This window comes from Burkholderia sp. HAN2018, assembly GCF_024704855.1.
Taxonomy (GTDB): Bacteria; Pseudomonadota; Gammaproteobacteria; order Burkholderiales; family Burkholderiaceae; genus Burkholderia; species Burkholderia cepacia.
Window position 1 is genome coordinate 1 of the sequence record NZ_QOBB01000028.1, and the last position, 16,930, is coordinate 16,930.

Annotated in this window: 19 protein-coding genes; 6 read left to right on the forward strand and 13 right to left on the reverse strand. The window is 67.8% G+C overall.

Going from position 1 to position 16,930, the window contains the following annotated elements; translation table 11 throughout:
* Window positions 1-588, reverse strand: a 588-nt coding sequence (locus tag DPV74_RS09750; protein WP_162923003.1) for a LysR family transcriptional regulator, incomplete at its 3' end; no start/stop codon positions are given.
* Between the two features lie 115 nt (window positions 589-703).
* On the opposite strand from DPV74_RS09750, the gene DPV74_RS09755 reads away from it, so the two are divergent.
* The 3 genes from DPV74_RS09755 (at window position 704) to DPV74_RS09765 (ending at window position 3,744) form a co-directional block, all read left to right on the forward strand.
* Complete coding sequence (locus DPV74_RS09755) at window positions 704-1,087, forward strand: tautomerase family protein (RefSeq protein WP_059649181.1); 384 nt, start codon at window positions 704-706, stop codon at window positions 1,085-1,087.
* A gap of 130 nt (window positions 1,088-1,217) precedes the next feature.
* Window positions 1,218-2,831 (forward strand): CHAD domain-containing protein, encoded by a 1,614-nt coding sequence (locus DPV74_RS09760; protein ID WP_119337069.1) that lies wholly within the window; start codon window positions 1,218-1,220, stop codon window positions 2,829-2,831.
* Window positions 2,832-2,907: 76 nt separating this feature from the next.
* Window positions 2,908-3,744 carry a TOBE domain-containing protein gene (locus DPV74_RS09765; RefSeq protein WP_119337070.1) on the forward strand — a complete coding sequence of 279 codons (837 nt, stop codon included), beginning with the start codon at window positions 2,908-2,910 and terminating at the stop codon, window positions 3,742-3,744.
* Between the two features lie 175 nt (window positions 3,745-3,919).
* On the opposite strand, the gene DPV74_RS09770 is transcribed toward DPV74_RS09765, so the two are convergent.
* From DPV74_RS09770 to DPV74_RS09785, 4 genes are all read right to left on the reverse strand, one after another.
* Window positions 3,920-4,621, reverse strand: coding sequence for a sulfate/molybdate ABC transporter ATP-binding protein (locus tag DPV74_RS09770; RefSeq protein WP_027791060.1), 702 nt, complete (start codon window positions 4,619-4,621; stop codon window positions 3,920-3,922).
* Window positions 4,622-4,676: 55 nt separating this feature from the next.
* Complete coding sequence (gene modB / locus DPV74_RS09775; RefSeq protein ID WP_027791061.1) at window positions 4,677-5,354, reverse strand: molybdate ABC transporter permease subunit; 678 nt, start codon at window positions 5,352-5,354, stop codon at window positions 4,677-4,679.
* A gap of 10 nt (window positions 5,355-5,364) precedes the next feature.
* Window positions 5,365-6,162, reverse strand: coding sequence for a molybdate ABC transporter substrate-binding protein (gene modA / locus DPV74_RS09780; RefSeq protein ID WP_059693924.1), 798 nt, complete (start codon window positions 6,160-6,162; stop codon window positions 5,365-5,367).
* Window positions 6,163-6,292: 130 nt separating this feature from the next.
* The gene (locus DPV74_RS09785; protein ID WP_060173131.1) at window positions 6,293-6,991 is read right to left on the reverse strand and encodes a phosphatase PAP2 family protein; all 699 of its coding nucleotides are present in this window, start codon (window positions 6,989-6,991) and stop codon (window positions 6,293-6,295) included.
* A gap of 248 nt (window positions 6,992-7,239) precedes the next feature.
* Here DPV74_RS09785 and DPV74_RS09790 point away from each other — a divergent pair, with 248 nt between their 5' ends.
* Window positions 7,240-8,349, forward strand: a complete 1,110-nt coding sequence (locus DPV74_RS09790) for a PHB depolymerase family esterase (RefSeq protein ID WP_060194897.1) — start codon at window positions 7,240-7,242, stop codon at window positions 8,347-8,349.
* An 81-nt stretch (window positions 8,350-8,430) separates the two neighbouring features.
* Entirely contained in the window at window positions 8,431-8,607 is a 177-nt protein-coding gene (locus DPV74_RS09795; RefSeq protein WP_021156289.1) for a DUF3563 family protein, read from the forward strand.
* A gap of 113 nt (window positions 8,608-8,720) precedes the next feature.
* On the opposite strand, the gene DPV74_RS09800 is transcribed toward DPV74_RS09795, so the two are convergent.
* The 5 genes from DPV74_RS09800 to DPV74_RS09820 form a co-directional block, all read right to left on the reverse strand.
* The gene (locus tag DPV74_RS09800; RefSeq protein WP_027791065.1) at window positions 8,721-9,140 is read right to left on the reverse strand and encodes an organic hydroperoxide resistance protein; all 420 of its coding nucleotides are present in this window, start codon (window positions 9,138-9,140) and stop codon (window positions 8,721-8,723) included.
* Window positions 9,141-9,295: 155 nt separating this feature from the next.
* Window positions 9,296-9,748: a MarR family winged helix-turn-helix transcriptional regulator gene (locus DPV74_RS09805; protein ID WP_027791066.1), complete on the reverse strand. Its 453-nt coding sequence runs from the start codon at window positions 9,746-9,748 to the stop codon at window positions 9,296-9,298.
* Window positions 9,749-9,936: 188 nt separating this feature from the next.
* Complete coding sequence (locus DPV74_RS09810; RefSeq protein WP_027791067.1) at window positions 9,937-10,746, reverse strand: BPSS1780 family membrane protein; 810 nt, start codon at window positions 10,744-10,746, stop codon at window positions 9,937-9,939.
* Window positions 10,737-11,735: a homoserine kinase gene (locus DPV74_RS09815; RefSeq protein ID WP_119337071.1), complete on the reverse strand. Its 999-nt coding sequence runs from the start codon at window positions 11,733-11,735 to the stop codon at window positions 10,737-10,739. The genes DPV74_RS09810 and DPV74_RS09815 overlap by 10 nt, the downstream gene beginning before the upstream one ends.
* Before the next feature lie 101 nt (window positions 11,736-11,836).
* Entirely contained in the window at window positions 11,837-12,232 is a 396-nt protein-coding gene (locus tag DPV74_RS09820) for a hypothetical protein (RefSeq protein ID WP_021160838.1), read from the reverse strand.
* Window positions 12,233-12,361: 129 nt separating this feature from the next.
* Here DPV74_RS09820 and DPV74_RS09825 point away from each other — a divergent pair, with 129 nt between their 5' ends.
* The gene (locus tag DPV74_RS09825; protein ID WP_027791069.1) at window positions 12,362-13,888 is read left to right on the forward strand and encodes an AMP nucleosidase; all 1,527 of its coding nucleotides are present in this window, start codon (window positions 12,362-12,364) and stop codon (window positions 13,886-13,888) included.
* Window positions 13,889-14,498: 610 nt separating this feature from the next.
* Here DPV74_RS09825 and DPV74_RS09830 read toward each other — a convergent pair.
* From DPV74_RS09830 to DPV74_RS09840, 3 genes are all read right to left on the reverse strand, one after another.
* Window positions 14,499-15,062, reverse strand: a complete 564-nt coding sequence (locus DPV74_RS09830; protein ID WP_027791070.1) for a Tautomerase enzyme — start codon at window positions 15,060-15,062, stop codon at window positions 14,499-14,501.
* A gap of 149 nt (window positions 15,063-15,211) precedes the next feature.
* Entirely contained in the window at window positions 15,212-16,204 is a 993-nt protein-coding gene (locus tag DPV74_RS09835) for a GlxA family transcriptional regulator (protein WP_027791071.1), read from the reverse strand.
* A gap of 234 nt (window positions 16,205-16,438) precedes the next feature.
* Window positions 16,439-16,747 (reverse strand): hypothetical protein, encoded by a 309-nt coding sequence (locus tag DPV74_RS09840; protein ID WP_027791072.1) that lies wholly within the window; start codon window positions 16,745-16,747, stop codon window positions 16,439-16,441.
* Window positions 16,748-16,930 lie beyond the last annotated feature (183 nt).

A 16,930-nucleotide genomic window follows, 5' to 3' on the forward strand; every position in this document is an offset into this window, starting at 1 on the left:
GGCCGCACGCACGCCGCACGGGCCGGCCAGCACCGCGAGCGGCAGCGGCTCGCCTGCACGCGGTGCCCAGTCCGGCGCGGCGAGCCAGGCCAGCGGCTCGGAAAACAGCAACGTGCCGTCTTCGCGCGGCGGGTCCTCGCCCGGCTCGTGCCGCACGATCACCGCATCGAACCGGCGTTCGTCGTATTGCGCGAGCAGGTTCGTCGACGTTCCGAGATGCATTTCGAGCGACAGCCCCGGGTCCTGCCGATGCAGGCTCGTGAGCACGGCCGGCAGGTCGGGCACGGCGACATGCTCGCTGACGCCGAGCGCGAGCCGGTGCGTGCCGGCCGAGATCGCGCCGAGCGCGTGGTCGTGCGCGTCGAGCAGCGCGCGGGCGGCCGGCAGGAAATTCTCGCCGTCGGCGGCCAGCTTGACCACGCGCGGCGTGCGCGCGAGCAGCGGCTTGCCGAGGTGCGCTTCCAGCCGTTTCAGCTTCAGGCTCACGGCCGACTGCGTGGTGCCGAGCGCATCGGCGGCGCGTGTGAAGCTGGCGAGATCGGCGACCAGCACGAACGCGCGTACGGCATCGAGGTCGAGGACTTTCATTTTCGATGTAAATGGATGAAATATTCATCAATGACTGTTCATTATAGTTCGGCGCGCCTAACCTGACGCTGTGTTTCCGTTCGTCAACGTCAACTTCACCGACAGGAGCAGGACCATGCCATTCACCCGTATCGCAGTCCGCGAAGGCAAACCGGCCGCGTACCGCGCGGCGCTCGTCGATGGCGTGCATCGCGCGCTGATGCACACGTTCAACGTGCCCGAGGACGACATCTTCATGGTCGTCACCGAGCATGCGGCCGAGAACTTCGTGTACGGCCGCCACTACCTCGACATCGAACGCAGCGACGATCTCGTGATGATCCAGATCACCGCGAACAATACGCGCACGCTCGAGCAGAAGCGCGCGCTGTACCGGGCGATCGCGGACAACCTCGCGCAGCAGCCCGGCGTGCGGCAGCAGGACGTCTTCATCAGTCTCGTCGAGGTGCTGAAGGAGAACTGGTCGTTCGGCAACGGCCTCGCGCAGTACGCCGTTTGACCTGCGACAGGGCGACAGGGCCAGATCGTTGCCTGCCCGTTTTTGCGGCGTGTACTATGGAAGCAGCTTCACGGACGACGCCGGCGCGATCGGAAGACCCGCCGGCGCTTCTTCATGTGCAGGAGCCTCCATGTCGCGTGTGCTGGAAATCGTGTTGTCGCTGTCGCTGTCGCTGGAAGGGTGGCCGGCCAAGGCTGCGGGTCGTGCCCGCGGCACGCAGCGTGATTTCGGTGCCGAACTCGTGCGCGCGTGGCGGATCTGCCCGCAGGTCCGGATGCGCCGCGGCCATGAGCGCGTGACGATCGAGCCGTGCCAGATCGAGGAGGCCGAGCCGAGCCCCGGCACAAGCTGGTGGACGTGGGTCGAGTCGAACGCGCATGGAAGGCGGGTCGTCGCGTCGCGCACGAAGGTGTTTGCGCCGGGGGTCACGACGCGCGAACTGTTCGACGCGGAGCATGCGGGCATCGTCGTCGCGATGCCGTTGCCCGTACCCGAGGCGGCAGGCGAAGTTGACGGCGTCGCGCCGGATACGACCGGGCGCGCAGAGGCCGGCATGCAGCCGGAATCGTCGGCGCTGCGCCTCGTCAGCGAGCGGCGGCGCGGGCGGTGGGCCGACGACAGCGGCGTCGTGGTCGAGATGACGCTCGACGACGTCACGTTGCATCGCGGCGGCGAGCCGCCGCGCCGCTATGTCGAACTGCGTCTTGCCGCGCCGGACTGGGAAACCCGGGCCGCGCGCACGGCCGCGCTGCACGCGTTGTTTGCCGCGGCGCGCGAACTGAGCGGCGCGTGGCCCGCATTCGTCCAGCTGACGAGCGTGATCGATCGCGCATGTGCGGACGAGCCGGCCGCCAGCGGGCCCGTCAAGGCGCAGCCCGTCGACCTGACCGGCGTGCGCACGCAGCGCGCCGCGCTGTTCGCGTTGTCCGGCGACATCACCGCGCAATGGCTGGGCAACGAGGGCGGCGTGCTCGAGTACGACGATCCCGAATTCGTGCACCAGATGCGGGTCGCGCTGCGCCGCCTGCGTACGCTGATGCGCTTCTTCCCGCGCTTTGCCGACCGCCAGTGGCGGGACACGCTCGGCGCGGACATGCACTGGCTTGCCGCGCTGCTCGGCACGGTGCGCGACTGGGACGTGTTCGCGATCGAGAGCCTGCCCGCGCTGATCGCAGCCGACGGCGGCGACGGCGAATGGAACGGCACGCTCGACGCCGCGCGCGCGCAGTGCGTCGCGGCACGGGGCGAGCTGCGGCAGGCGCTGCATTCGGCCCGCTACGCGCGGCTGACGCTCGGCTGGCTCGAATGGCTGGGCTCGCTTGCGCTGCCGCACGCCGAAGACGGCGACGCACCCTCGCTGCGGCGCCACGCGACGAAGCGCGTGCGGCGGCTGTTCGGCCATCTGTACGCGTCGCCATCGCTCACGTCGCTCGACACGGCTGCGCGCCACCAGGTGCGGATCGATGCGAAGCGGCTGCGCTATGCGCTCGAATTCTTCGCGTCGCTGGCGTCGCGCCGCACGCGCACCGAGACGGTCAAGACGCTCGCGCGCGTGCAGAGCGTGCTCGGCGAAGCCAACGACACGATAGTCGCGCTGCATCATCTCGAGAAACTGGCGGCGCCGCCGTACCAGCTCGGTTTCGTGCGCGGCTACGGCGCGGCGCTCGAGCAGCGCGCGGCGCGCGACGCCGAGACGCTGCTTGCCAGCCTGCGGCCGCCGAAGCTCGACGGCAAGCCGGGTTGAGCGGCACGCGCCGACTATAATGGCCGCCTGATTCCGGCCCGATTCCGGCTCCGGTCCAATTCCCGCACGTATCCCGATGACCGACGCACCGCATTCTTCCCCGTCCGCCGAACCGCTCGAACTGGGCGGCGAGCTGTGGCTGCGCGCCGGCGAGCAGACGCTCGGCGGCGCCACGCGCATCGCGCTGCTCGCGGCGATCGGCGACACCGGGTCGATCACGCGCGCGGCGAAGGCCGTCGGCCTCAGCTACAAGGCCGCGTGGGATGCCGTCGATACGATGAACAATCTCGCGGGCGAACCGCTCGTCGCGCGTTCGACGGGCGGCAAGGGCGGCGGCGGCACGACGCTGACGCCGCGCGCGACGTCGTTGATCGCCGCGTTCCGCACGATCGAGCGCGAGCATCGCCGGTTCATCGAGGCCGCGAGCGCGGCCGTGGCCGGGTTCGACGTCGACTGGGCGCTGATCGGCCGGATCGGGATGAAGACCAGCGCGCGCAACCAGTTGTTCGGCAAGGTCGCGGCGATCGTGCGCGGCACCGTCAACGACGAGGTCACGCTCACGCTGCCCGGCGGACAGCCGGTCGTTGCCGTGCTGACGCACGAGAGCGCCGATGCGCTCGGCCTGCAGGTTGGCACGGATGCCTGCGCGCTCGTGAAGGCGTCCTGGGTCGTGCTCGCGGCCGACGATGGCGAGCACGCGTTGAAGGTGTCCGCGCGGAACCAGCTGCGCGGCCACGTGGAAACCGTCGCAGCGGGCGCGGTGAACAGCGAGGTGACACTGGCGCTCGACGGCGGCGGGACGTTGACGGCCGTCGTGACCAACGACAGCGTCGATGCGCTGCAGCTCGGTGCCGGCCGGCGCGCGATCGCGCTGTTCAAGGCGTCGAGCGTGATTCTTGCGGTGACGGGCTGAGCGGCGGCGTACCGGCGCGCTTCGGCTGCCGTGTGACGGACGGAGCGAAGCCGGCGTCGCCGCTGTATCGGTACGGCGCCGGCTTCGTTTCCGCTTTCCGCTTGTGCCGCTGCTGGCGGCTTCTCTCAGGCTCCAACGTGCTTGCCACGACGACCACGACCACGGCCTCGCGTGCTCAAGCGACGCGCGTCGGCCACTCGGCGTGCGGCGTCGCCGCCTGCACGCGTCCTTCGCTCAACTGCACGACCTGGTCGCCGAACGCGGCGACATCGTCGGGATCGTGCGAGATCAGCACCATCGGGATGTCGAGCCGCGCCTGCAGCTCGGCGAGCTCGTGACGCATGCGCTGGCGCATTGCGCCGTCCAGTGCGGCGAACGGTTCGTCGAGCAGCAGGATTCGCGGCTGCGCGACCAGTGCGCGCGCGAGGGCGACGCGCTGTTTCTGTCCGCCGGACAGCTGAGACGGATACTGCCCCGCGAGCGCTTCGAGATCGAACGCTTGGAGCCAGTACGCGACTTCCGGCGGCACTGCTTTCGCGCGCGGGTTGCGTAGCCCCGGCGTGAGCCCGAACGCGATGTTCTGGCGCACGTTCAGATGCGGAAACAGCGCGTAGTCCTGGAACAGGTACGCGACGCGGCGTTCGCGGGTCGGCACGTCGATGCGGCGCGCGGCGTCGAACAGCGGTTCGCCGTTCAGCACGATCGTGCCTTCGTCGGGCGACAACAGGCCGGCGATTGCCTGCAGCGTCATGCTCTTGCCCGCGCCGGACGGCCCGAACAGCACGACGCGCTGCATCGTCGCGGTGAACGACATGTCGAGCGTGAAGCGGCGCTCGGCATTCGCGTAGGTCTTGCGGATGTCGACGACGAGGCTCATGCGGGCCTCCGCGGAAGCCGGCCGGCCACGCAAGACGATGGGCGAGGCAGGCGCGTCATGTCAGCTGGCTCCGCCGGGCACGCGACGGCACGAGCCAGCCGGTCGCGAGCAGTACGAGCACGCAGGTGATCGACGTCACCAGCACGAGGAAGTTGGCCGTGTTGTCGTCGCCGGCCTGCACGGCCGCGTAGATCGCGACCGACAGCGTCTGCGTGCGGCCGGGCAGGTTGCCCGCGATCATCAGCGTCGCGCCGAACTCGCCGAGCGCGCGTGCGAACGCGAGCAGCGCGCCCGCGAGAATGCCGCGCGTGGCGAGCGGCAGCGTCACGCGGAAGAACACCGCCGCTTCGCCGAGCCCGAGCGTGCGCGCGGCGCGTTCGAGATGCGGATCGACGCCTTCGAACGCCGCCCGCGCGGATTTCAGGATCAACGGAAACGCGACGACCATCGACGCGATCACCGCGCCTTGCCACGTGAAGACGAGCTCGATGCCGAGCCTGTCGAGCCATGCGCCGAACACGCCGCGCCGGCCGAGCAGCACGAGCAGGTAATACCCGAGCACCGTCGGCGGCAGCACGAGCGGCAGCGTCAGCACGGAATCGACGACGTCGCGCAGCGGCGAGCGCCAGCGCGCGAGCATGAACGCGGCCGCGACGCCGAGCACGATGTCGAGCGCGGTCGCCCAGCCGGCAACCTTCAGTGACAGCAGCAGCGGGACCCAGGCGTCTTGCATCGCGTTACGCTCACTTGCCCGCGGGCTTGAAGCCGAACGTCGACAGCACGGCCTGGCCTTGCGGCGACGCGACGAAGTCGATGAACGACTGCGCCTGCGTGGCGTGGCGGCTGTCCTTGACCACGGCGATCGGGTAGGTGATGGCGGTCTTGGTCGGCACCGTCAGTGCGACCTTCACGCGGCCCGGCATGATTGCCGCGTCGGTGCCGAACACGAAGCCTGCGTCGACTTCGCCGCGTGCGACGTAATCGAGGCTCTGGCGCACGTTGGCTGCCAGCACGCCCTTCGCGCTGACGGCGTCCCACACACCGGCCGCGCGCAGCGCGCCTTCGGTGTAGCGGCCGACCGGCACCGATGCCGGGTCGCCGTACGCGATGCGCTTCACGCCGGGGGTGGTCAGGTCGTTCAGCGACGTCGGCGCGGCCGCGTGGCTGTCCGCGGGCACGATCAGCACGAGCGAGTTCGCCGCGAAATCGCGACGCGTGCCGGGCACGATCACCTTTTCGTTGGCCGCACGATCCATCGCCTTCTGGTCGGCCGACGCGAACACGTCGGCCGGCGCGCCCTTGGCGATCTGCTGCATCAGCACGTCCGACGCGCCGAAGTTGAACAGCACCTTGGTATCCGGATGCTGCTTCTCGTACGCATCGCCGACGGCCTTGAACGCGTTCGTCAGGCTGGCGGCGGCCGACACGACGAGTTCATCGGCGGCGGAAGCAGGCGCGCTGAACGCGACCCCGGCGGCAAGCGTGGCGATCGGCAGCAGGCGAAGCAGGGTGCGGCGAAGCGGACGGACGGTTGAGCGCATGGCGAGTTCGTTCGAATGGGTGGAAACCGTAATCGTAATATAGGGCGGGTTATAACGCTCGACATACCGCACATGCGACGGCGCGCATGGAATGGTCAGACGTGAAAAGGAGGGCCGGCCGGGTGGCCGGTCACGTACGGAGCGTCTGCGACGACGACTGGGTGCGCTGCAGCGACGACGGCTGCGATGCGGGGCGGTAGTTCGGGTTGGCCTTCCAGCGCGCGCGGACGAACGGGCGCTCGTGGCCCGACAGCTGCAGCGCCACCTTGGTGACCCAGCGATGCGACGGCACCGTGATGCCGTGCAGCGCCACGGTGACGAGCGCGAGGCTCGCGACGACCGCGGGCACCGACCAGCGGTGCGGCACCGCGCGCCACGAACCCGCGATGAACGCGAGCGCGGCGATCGCGCCGACGATACAGCCGGTGATCGATTCGGACGGCGAATGCGCGTCGAGCGCGACGCGCGACACGCCGACCGCGACGCCGGCCGCGAGCCCGAGCGCGATGCCGGCGATCCGCACCGGCGTGCGCGTGCGGATCAGCGCCAGGAAAATCGCGACCGGATAAACCGACGTCGACAGCATCGCATGGCCGCTGAACCCGGTGAAATCCCACTTGCGGATGCCGATGCCCCAGCCGAGGAACGCGATCTTCGTCAGCGCGACCACGCCGATCGCGGCCGCGAGCACGCCGAGCCATGCGGCCGCGCGCTGCCACGAGTAGCCGAGCGCGAGCCAGACGGCGATCGTGATCGCGAGCGGCAAGGTCAGGCCGGCGCCGCCGAACGCGGTGATCATGATCCACAGGTGAGACGACAGGTCGAACATCGGGAAGGGGACGAACGAAGGCGGGGAAGATGCTTAAATCAACGCGCGAGCCGGAAAGAACGACTACAACGGATACAAGCGGCGAAGCCCCAGTATAGCGCCGCGTGCGCCCGAGCCCCGTTTTTTGCGCGGCCGGGAAATATCCGCGTGCAGGAAAAATCCCGGAAACAATGTTATGGTGCATTGCACAAAGTCGAACGCTGCATCCGCTGTGGTGCCCCTATTTTTCCTGACTGCGAGCCCGATCGATGACCAAAAGTCTGACCAAGGTGTGGCTGGGCGGCATGAAACGCATGCTGTCTCCGGCCGCCAAACGCGCGGCGCGCGATGCGCAGCGCATCACACGCGACGCACTCGAGGCAGCGGCGTCTCCCGCCGTATCGGATCTGTCCCCGCCGCGCGAATCGCGCGTGCGCCCGCGCGCGGCCGCATGGGCGGCAGGCGAATGGACGCGTGGCGAACATCCGATGGCACCCGCGCTCGGGCGCCTCGTCCAGCATCTCGCTTACGGGCTCTACGTGCCGCCCGGCCGCCGGCGTGGCGCGATGCCGCTCGTCGTGATGCTGCACGGCTGCCAGCAGTCCGTCGACGAATTCGCGCAAGGCACGCGGATGAACCTGCTGGCCGACAAGCATGGTTTCGCGGTGCTGTATCCGGAGCAGTCGCTGCGCGCGCATGCGCATGGCTGCTGGCACTGGTATGAAGATACCGACCGCGCGGGCCGCGGCGAGGCGAACGCGGTGGCGTCGCTCGTCGACGCGCTCGTCGACGAACACGGTTTCGACGCATCGCGTGTCTATGTCGCGGGACTGTCGGCCGGCGCGGGCCTTGCGTCGCTTCTTGCACTGCATCATCCCGACCGCTTCGCGGCGGTGGCGCTGCACTCGGGCCCCGCGCTCGGCGAGGCGAATTCCGGCATTACCGCGATGGATGTGATGCGGCGCGGCGTGCGGCAAAACCCGGCTGCAGCCGTCGATGCGCTGGTCGATGCCGCCGCGTATCCGGGCATGCCCGCGCTGATCGTCCAGGGCGACGGCGACCACGTGGTGGCCCCGAAGAATGCCGACCAGCTGACGGTTCAATTCATGCGCTTGAACGGGCTTGCCGACAGCCGCGGCGCACTGCGCGGTGGCGAGCGGGTCGAGACGCGCGACGCGGGCGCGCAGATCACCGATGTCTGCCGCGACGGCGAGCCTGTCGTGCGGCTCTGTCATGTGAAAGGGCTCGATCATGCGTGGGCCGGCGGCGATGAAGCCGTGCCGTTTCATGCGGCGGTCGGCCCTGATGCGAGCGCGATGATCTGGGCCTTTTTCGAGGCACAGCGGCGCACTGTGGCGACCGAACGACGCATCGTCTGATCGACGCTGGCCAAGAACTAGGGTTTTCCCTATAATCCGGGAAAACCCTAGTCAAAGAACCCTTGGATTGCGAGATCGACCATGTACCTGCTGAGCCACCTCTTCCTGATGCTGACCAAGAACGCTGAAACGGCCCGTAAAGAGCGCGCCGAGGCGTACCTGTCCGAAGCCACCGATATCTACGATCTCGAATTCCGCATGCGCAAGATCGATCGCGAATCGGCGATGAACCGCCCGTATTCGTTCGGCGCGCGCTAAGCAGCGCAGGGCGGGCCGGCCGGTCCGCCATTCCGGCGAGTCACGCAGCAGAAAAGGGCGCGTGCGGCTACATGCCGCACGCGCCCTTTTTGCATGCGTGGCGTTGCGTCGCGTCAGATGACCGTCAGGCGCACCGGTACGTTGTTGCGCGTCGCGTTCGAATACGGGCACACGTGGTGCGCCTTTTCGACCAGCGCTTGCGCGTCGGCCTTGTCGAGCCCCGGTAGCGACACGCGCAGCTCGATGTCGAGCCCGAAGCCGCCTGCGTCGTTCGGCCCGATGCCCACTTCCGCCGTGACCTGCGTGTCCGCCGGCAGCGCCTTCTTGTCCTGGCCGGCGACGAATTTCATCGCGCTCAGGAAACAGGCCGAGTAACCTGCGGCAAACAGTTGCTCCGGATTCGTGCCTTCCGCGCCCGTGCCGCCGAGTTCGCGCGGCGCGGCCAGCTTCACTTCCAGCTTGTTGTCGGCGGATACCGCGCGGCCGTCGCGGCCGCCCGTGCTCGTGGCACTGGTCTTGTACAGAATGTTCATCGTGCAGCTCCTGTCGGGAAAAGGGAGGAAAAGCGGCCCAGTCGAATGGGTGTCGCCGGCCACGAGGAAAATATAGAACACAAATGATTAGTGTGCAAATGAAATTTTGAAGAAAAAGCCCGACAGTGCCGGGCCGGTTCGCCGATGCTTTCCCGTCAGCGTTCGTTGGCGGCCGACAGCGCGTCGCGCAACTGGTGGAGATCGGCGCGCAGCCTGACCAGGAACTCGGGGGACTGCTGCATCGCGCAGAACAGATCGGCGGGTACCGAGCGCGCGCGCTCCTTCAGTGCACGGCCTTCCTGTGTCACGCGCACGTTCACGACGCGTTCATCGGCCGCGCTGCGCACGCGCTCGACGTAACCGAGCGCCTCCAGCCGCTTCAGCAGTGGCGTGACCGTGGCCGGGTCGAGGTCTAGCCGCGCGGCGATGTCCTTCACGGCGATGTCGTCGCGCTCCCACAGAACGAGCATCGCGAGATATTGGGGATAGGTCAGCGACAGCTTGTCGAGCAGCGGCTTGTACGCCTTCGTCATCGCGTGCGAAGTCGAATAGAGGGCGAAGCAGAGTTGCTCGTCGAGCGTCTGGGGCAACGGGGGCGGGCGGTCCATCATTCGGGCGGCGCGTCGAACGCGCGAACAATTTGTACGCAAATCATTTTGCGCGCAAAAGATCGGGATGAACAGGGGGGCGGCCGGCGCGGGGCGGTGGCCGACGGAGGCGGGGGAACGGAGGAGGCGCCGGGCGGTAACCCGGCGCGAGCGCGGCGGGCCGGCGACACGCGCCGGCCGGGGAGACTTCAGCGACCCGACGTGGTGGTCGTCGCGCCCGGCTCCTGGATGCCGAAGCAGCCGCGATAGGTCGCGTAGAACGAGCAGTACAGCATCGTGACGATGACGATTGTCACCGGCATCATGATCGTCAGCGCATAGGCGCCGGCGCCGAGCGCCTGCAGCAGCAGCGACAGCGCGAGCGACGTGCCGAGCGCGACGCCGAACCACAGCGCGCCGTACACGACGAACGCGCCGCGATTGCGCCAGCAGCTGACGACGCTGAAGAACAGCGCCTTGGCGGGCGGCACGTCATGCCACGCGACCAGCACCGGCGCGAACCAGAACAGCATCGCGACCGGCAGGTAGAGCAGCGTCGCGAACATCAGCGCGCCGAACGTGCCTTGCGCGGCGAGCGTTTCCGGCGTCGCGCTCGCTTCGTCGGCCGCGCCCATCATCACGTGGAACAGCGCGCCGCCGTCCACGAACGACGAGGCAGCGAACACGAGCACCATCGACGCGACGTAGATCACGCCGAGCACGAGCAGCCGCTGGGTCGCGACGGTGCCGTACGAGCGGAAGCCGTCGATGAGGATCGTCGGCATCACGGGCTTCCCGGCCACCGTATCGCGGCATGCGGCCATGAAGCCGACCGCGATGCCGGGAATGAACACCAGCGGCAGCGCGGAGCCGATCACGGGCACCTGCGACACCAGCGTGATCGCCAGCAGGTACGTGAAGAACAGCGTGATGAACGCGAGCGGGTTCCGGCGGAACAGCCAGATGCCTTGGCGGAACCAGACATAGCCCGTTTTCGCGGGCACTTCGATCAGTTGCATGCGGTTTGGATCTCGGGAAGCACGGGCGTATGCGCGATACGCTCGCGCAGGATGCGTTCGAAATGGCCGGGGTCGTGCGGCTTGAGCATCTCGGCCGCGCGCGGCAGGTAGAAGTCGTACAGGCGCGACACCCAGAAGCGGTACGCACCCGCGCGCAGCATGTCGCTCCAGTGGCGGCGCTCCTCGGCCGTGAACGGCCGCACGGTCTGGTACGCGCGCAGCAGCGCATCGGAGCGCGCGACGTCGAGCACGCCGGTCGCGAGGTCGACGCACCAGTCGTTGACCGTGACCGCGACGTCGAACAGCCATTTGTCGCAGCCCGCGAAATAGAAGTCGAAGAAGCCGCCGAGCCGCACGTCATGGCCGGTGCCGGGCGCCGCGTGCGCGAACAGCACGTTGTCGCGGAACAGGTCGCAATGGCACGGTCCGGCCGGCAGCGCCGCGTAATCGTCCGACGCGAAGAAGCTGGCCTGATGCGCGAGTTCGCTTTCCAGCAGCGCGCGCTGCGCGTCGGTGATGAACGGCGAGATCGCCGGCACGTTCTCCTGCCACCACGGCAGGCTGCGCAGGTTCGGCTGGTTGCGCGGATAGTCGCGGCCGGCGAGGTGCATGCGCGCGAGCATCTGCCCGACCTCGATACAGTGTTCGACCCCCGGCGCGAGTTCGGCGGAGCCGTCGAGCTTCGTGACGATCGCGGCCGGCTTGCCGTGCAGCTCGCCGAACAGCGCGCCGTCGTCACGCGGGATCGGATCCGGCACCGGTACGCCGTGGCCGGCCAGATGGCGCATCAGGTCGAGGTAGAACGGCAGTTGCTGCGCCGTCAGGTTTTCGAAGATCGTGAGGACGTATTCGCCGCGCGTCGTCGTCAGGAAGAAATTGCTGTTTTCGATACCGGACGGAATGCCGCGGAACGCAAGCACGTCGCCCAGTTCGTAGTGGCGCATCCATTGCGCGAGATCGGAGTCGGAAACAGCTGTGAAAACGGCCATGCGGGATGCGTCAGGTCAGGGTGTCGGCACGCGGGCGGCGTGCGTCGCGACAGCAGGTGAAGGGAAGCGGCGCGCGGCGTTCGGTGCGGCGCGCCACGGAATCAGTAGCGCAGGTTCAGCGACGGCAGGCGCGTGATCGGGATGCCCGCGTCGTGCGGCTTCGGCGACGTGTCGGGCGTCGAGCTCATCTGGTAGCGCGTGCCGAAGTTCGACTTCACGTCGATCTCGACCGGCTTGCCGCGATCGCGGTACTCGGTGACTTCGGTGCCGTTCTTGCTCTTTTCGTGGAAGCTCGGCGTGCGGCGGATGTCGGCGAAGTCGACTTTCGACGTGACTTCGGCGCCCGGCCGGTTGATCTTGCGGAGATCGGGCAGGCCGGCGGCCTCGTTGGCCTCGGCCCGTGCCTGCGCGTCGGCGTCAGGCGTGCCGCCGGCGGCGTAAGCGGCGCTGGCGGCGGCAAACGCGGCGGCAGCGACGACGAGAATGAGCGGCTTCATGATGAGTCTCCAGTGAACCCACCGATTTTAGCAAATACTGCGCACCATCCGGCCCTCGCGTGCGTGGGGGCAGCCACAAGGGCGACCGGGTTCCGTGGTAATGTCGTCGGATCAGACGAGGTGATGAAAATGAAGAACGATTTGAGCCGCCGGCACCGTGTGCTGACGCCCGAGAGCCCGTCGGTCGAGGCTTTCGACGATCCGGTCGCCGCCGTCGCGCGGCTGTCCGCCATTTACGACACGAACACGGGTTTCCTGCGTGACGCATTCGCGCGCTATCGCCGCCACGAACCGATCACCGAGCACGTGCGCGCGTGCTACCCGTTCGTGCGGATCCGCACCGATGTCAACACGCACGTCGATTCGCGCCGCTCGTACGGTTTCGTCGCGGGCCCCGGCGTGTTCGAGACGACGGTCACGCGCCCCGACCTCTTCGCGAACTACTATCGCGAGCAACTGCGCCTGCTGGCGAAGAACCACCATGTGAAGATCGAGATCGGCGTGTCGTCGCAGCCGATTCCGATCCATTTCGCGTTTCCCGAAGGCATCCATCTCGAGGGCGAGCTCGACCGCGACCGCCTGCTCGCGATGCGCGACATCTTCGATACGCCCGACCTGTCGTATCTCGACGATCGCATCGTCAACGGCACGTTCGAGCCGGCGCCGGGCGAGCCGCATCCGCTCGCGCTGTTCACGGCCGCGCGCGTCGACTTCTCGCTGCACCGGTTGCGCCACTACACGGCGACGTCGCCCACGCATTTCCAGAACTACGTGCTCTACACGAACTACCAGTTCTACATCGACGAGTTCGTGAAACTGGGCCGCACGGTGATGACGGAGAGCGACGATCCCGAGGTGCGCGCGTATCGCAGCCAGTACAGCTCGTTCGTCGAGCCGGGCGATGTCGTGACCTACAACGCGAACCTCGGCAGCGAGCCGGCCGAGGGCGCCGCGCCGCCGCGCCTGCCGCAGATGCCCGCGTATCACCTGAAGCGCGCGGACGGCAGCGGGATCACGATGGTCAACATCGGCGTCGGTCCGTCGAACGCGAAGACGATCACCGATCACATCGCGGTGCTGCGTCCGCACGCATGGGTGATGCTCGGTCACTGCGCGGGGCTGCGCAATACGCAGCGTCTCGGCGACTACGTGCTCGCACACGGCTACGTGCGCGAGGATCACGTGCTGGATGCCGACCTGCCGCTGTGGGTGCCGATTCCGGCGCTCGCCGAGGTGCAGCTCGCGCTTGAGCGCGGGGTGGCCGACGTCACGCGGCTCGATGGCGTCGAACTGAAGCGCGTGATGCGCACGGGCACCGTCGCGAGCGTCGACAACCGCAACTGGGAGCTGCGCGATCATCGCGAACCCGTGCAGCGCCTGTCGCAGAGCCGCGCGATCGCGCTCGACATGGAAAGCGCGACGATCGCCGCGAACGGCTTCCGCTTCCGCGTGCCGTACGGCACGCTGCTCTGCGTGTCGGACAAGCCGCTGCACGGCGAGCTCAAGTTGCCGGGCATGGCCGATACGTTCTATCGCGGGCAGGTCGACCAGCATCTGCAGATCGGCGTGAAGGCGATGGAGATCCTGCGCACGAACGGGCTCGACAAGCTGCATAGCCGGAAACTGCGGAGCTTTGCGGAAGTGGCGTTTCAGTGATGTGAGCGGCGGCCCCGGGTGCGGTGCGCGTCGCGATGTCAGGCGCAATCGCGAACCGGGGCATGACGGGCTTCAAGGCGGCAGGCGTGCACTTGTACCGCTCCATCTGGCCGTGCGTAGCCACTCGCGGTGGCCGCGTCGCGGCCTTAGTACTGGAACTCGATCATTTTCTGCAATTTGGAAGTTGTCCTATTGGTTGCCCTTGTCATCGAGAATATGCTCTCCTGCGCGGCGTTATTCGACGCCCGTACGAAGGAACGGCGAACAGTCGATCCGATCGATTCCTATCAAAATGAAAGAGGGCATACCTGATGAAAATCAATCTCTTGCTGGCTTCCCTGATGTTCACCACATCTCTGTCGGCAATGGCTGCAACCGCGGTGATCGGCCCGTCCAATCCTTGTGCACCCGTCGCAGTAATCGGTCCGTCCAACCCCTGCAAACCCGTCGCGGTGATTGGTCCCGGCCCTGTCAAAAAGTGTCCGTGCTATTAACCGAATAAGCGATTAAACAGGTGCGCTCGCCCTTGGGCGCATCTCGTCCGTGTATTGCTTTTTCGTGCCGTCCGGCACGCTGCTGTGCGTGTCGGACAAGCAGCTGCGCGCCGGGGTCAGCGCGCGGCTTTGGCGGCCGGTTCGTGCGATCCACTCCGAGCCGTTTCCAACATCGAATCTCGCACCGCATCGACGACCCGACCCGCATCCGCCTGTCGCTTGATCGCCAGCCGCCATTCCCCGAGCGCCCGCAGTTCGGCGCCACCGAAATATTCCATGATGTCCGGCAGGCGGCGCACGACGCCGCGGCTACCCCAGCAGCCGTCGTCGATTTCCGTTGGAAAGACCCACACGCGCGTCGCGACGGCATCGACCGGCAGGCCCTCCGCGCGCGCGACGGCAGCGGTCACGTCCGCGATCAGCCCGGCACGCGCGGCATCCGTGTACTGACCTTCCGGCACGGTCGGCACGATCCGGTAGATCGGCGCAGGCGCGACAGCCCCTGCGCGATACACGGCTGCCGGCCGATGGACGAAGATCCAGGTCACGTCCCGCGTGCGCGGATTGTCGGGATCGAGTCCCTCGTGACGGATCAGCGTTCCGGTCAGTTCTTCCATCAGTTGGGCTTCGGCCTGCGGTGCGAGCGCACCTTCGGGAATGTAGACGTCGATCATCGGCATGATGGTGTCCTGGTTCGGTGAGGATGGCGTCGCTCCAATGCCGGGCGACGTGAATCCAGTGTACGAACCGCATGCCGCCACGCGGAGTGGCGAAACTGCCATTCGACGATGCCATTTCCGACACTGCACCCGACGACGGTTGCGCGCGTTTATCGCGTGAAGCGACGGCGATACTCGCCGGGGGAAATGCCGGTCTCGCGCTTGAACAGTTGCCGGAAGCCGCTGATGTCCGCATAGCCGACGCGCTCGCAGACGGTGTCGATCGCGAGCGTCGTTTCCGCGAGCAGCCGCTTCGCGACTTCGATCCTGAGCGTCTGCAGATACCTGAGCGGCGGCGCGCCCACGGCGTCCCTGAAGCGGCGATGGAGCGTGCGTTCGCTCATCGCGACGTGATCGCTCAGCCGGGCGAGGCTGAACGGCTCGCGCAGGTGCTTTTCCATCCAGCGTTGGGCGCGTGCGATGGCCGCATCGTCGTGCCCGTCATGCCCCATCCGGCCGAGATCGATGAATGAATCCTGCGACACGCGGTTCACGTCGATCAGCATGACCTTGGCGACGGCCGCGGCAAGGCGCGCGTTCGCCAGTTTGTCGACGACCCGCAACGCGAGATTCTGATACGACGTGACGGCGCCGCCGCACAATATGCCGTCCTGTTCGGTCAGGACGTCCGACGCGCGCAATGCCACGTCCGGATAGCGTACGCGGAAGCTCGATGCTTTCGACCAGTGCGTCGTGGCGACGCGGCCGTCGAGCAGCCCGGCTTCCGCGAGCAGGAACGCGCCCGTGCAGTATGTCGCGATCAGTGTGCCGCGCGCATGTTGCCGGCGCAGCGCGTCGAACAGCGGCGCGAGTGACGCCGGCCGGGCGAGCAGCCGCTCGAGATCGGCGACGAACGGAGCGGTGAGCCAGATCGCATCGGCGGTGCCGTGACCGTCGATCGTGCCGTCGACCGCGGCGGCCTGGCCGGAAGCCGTGCGTACCGGCTTGCCGTCGATCGATTCGATGCGCCAGCGAAACGGGGCTTGCGGCCGGCCGATACGTAATGACGGGGCGAGATGATTGGCTGCCGTGAAGATGTCGGTCGGCGCGGCGATGCCAGACGCAAGGGCATGGTCGACAGCCCAGATCCGGATGAGTGGCATGGGTGGCGGGAATGGCCATGGACAGGGCCGATCCTACCATTGGTTCCCACGGTCGTGCGGGCGGTTGCAGGCACGCGCTGCACCGGCTCGCGGCGTGCGCGGCAGTCGGGCTTGCCGCTCGCATCGCCGGTGGGGGGGGGCAGGGATGGCGCGGAGCGCGCCGCTGAAAGCGGCAAGGCCGCCCGGCGCTGAAGCGCACGGGCGGCCTTGCCGGTCAGGCGATTGCGCTGTCGCTCAGCACTCGCCCTTCTTCGCGTGCCCCGGCGGGCAGTGATAGCCGCGGCGATCCGGGCCATGTTCGCGGCCGCGATAACGCTGGTGATCTTCCCATTCGCGGCGTTCCCAGTAGCGGTGGCCGTCCCAGTAGCGGTCGCCGTGCCAGCCGACGATGACCGCGGGCGCCGGGGCGACCACGACGGGCGCGGGCGCGACGACGACCGGTGCGGGCGTGCCGATGTTGACGTCGACGTTGACGGCGTGGGCGAGGCCGGACAGCGAAAGGCCGAGGCCGGCGAAGGCAAGGGCGATCAGCGAGCGTTGCATGTTCTTTTCCGTGATGTCGTTGTAAAAGGCCGGCGCGACGCGATGGAAGCGAGGGGGGATCGTTCCACCGGGGGAAACGCCGCACCGACACATGCAGTGTGCTGGTGCGCGACGGAAAACGCGAGGCGGGTTTGTTACGGCGGATTGGCGGCCGGCAGGCGCAGGGTACGGGCGTCGGGTCGC

Bases quoted from the DNA above. Each gene is read 5' to 3' on its own strand.
- DPV74_RS09755 (WP_059649181.1), top strand. From the start codon at position 704: ATGCCATTCACCCGTATCGCAGTCCGCGAAGGCAAACCGGCCGCGTAC.
- DPV74_RS09760 (WP_119337069.1), top strand. From the start codon at position 1,218: ATGTCGCGTGTGCTGGAAATCGTGTTGTCGCTGTCGCTGTCGCTGGAA.
- DPV74_RS09765 (WP_119337070.1), top strand. From the start codon at position 2,908: ATGACCGACGCACCGCATTCTTCCCCGTCCGCCGAACCGCTCGAACTG.
- DPV74_RS09770 (WP_027791060.1), bottom strand. From the start codon at position 4,621: ATGAGCCTCGTCGTCGACATCCGCAAGACCTACGCGAATGCCGAGCGC.
- modB (WP_027791061.1), bottom strand. From the start codon at position 5,354: ATGCAAGACGCCTGGGTCCCGCTGCTGCTGTCACTGAAGGTTGCCGGC.
- modA (WP_059693924.1), bottom strand. From the start codon at position 6,162: ATGCGCTCAACCGTCCGTCCGCTTCGCCGCACCCTGCTTCGCCTGCTG.
- DPV74_RS09785 (WP_060173131.1), bottom strand. From the start codon at position 6,991: ATGTTCGACCTGTCGTCTCACCTGTGGATCATGATCACCGCGTTCGGC.
- DPV74_RS09790 (WP_060194897.1), top strand. From the start codon at position 7,240: ATGACCAAAAGTCTGACCAAGGTGTGGCTGGGCGGCATGAAACGCATG.
- DPV74_RS09795 (WP_021156289.1), top strand. From the start codon at position 8,431: ATGTACCTGCTGAGCCACCTCTTCCTGATGCTGACCAAGAACGCTGAA.
- DPV74_RS09800 (WP_027791065.1), bottom strand. From the start codon at position 9,140: ATGAACATTCTGTACAAGACCAGTGCCACGAGCACGGGCGGCCGCGAC.
- DPV74_RS09805 (WP_027791066.1), bottom strand. From the start codon at position 9,748: ATGGACCGCCCGCCCCCGTTGCCCCAGACGCTCGACGAGCAACTCTGC.
- DPV74_RS09810 (WP_027791067.1), bottom strand. From the start codon at position 10,746: ATGCAACTGATCGAAGTGCCCGCGAAAACGGGCTATGTCTGGTTCCGC.
- DPV74_RS09815 (WP_119337071.1), bottom strand. From the start codon at position 11,735: ATGGCCGTTTTCACAGCTGTTTCCGACTCCGATCTCGCGCAATGGATG.
- DPV74_RS09820 (WP_021160838.1), bottom strand. From the start codon at position 12,232: ATGAAGCCGCTCATTCTCGTCGTCGCTGCCGCCGCGTTTGCCGCCGCC.
- DPV74_RS09825 (WP_027791069.1), top strand. From the start codon at position 12,362: ATGAAGAACGATTTGAGCCGCCGGCACCGTGTGCTGACGCCCGAGAGC.
- DPV74_RS09830 (WP_027791070.1), bottom strand. From the start codon at position 15,062: ATGCCGATGATCGACGTCTACATTCCCGAAGGTGCGCTCGCACCGCAG.
- DPV74_RS09835 (WP_027791071.1), bottom strand. From the start codon at position 16,204: ATGCCACTCATCCGGATCTGGGCTGTCGACCATGCCCTTGCGTCTGGC.
- DPV74_RS09840 (WP_027791072.1), bottom strand. From the start codon at position 16,747: ATGCAACGCTCGCTGATCGCCCTTGCCTTCGCCGGCCTCGGCCTTTCG.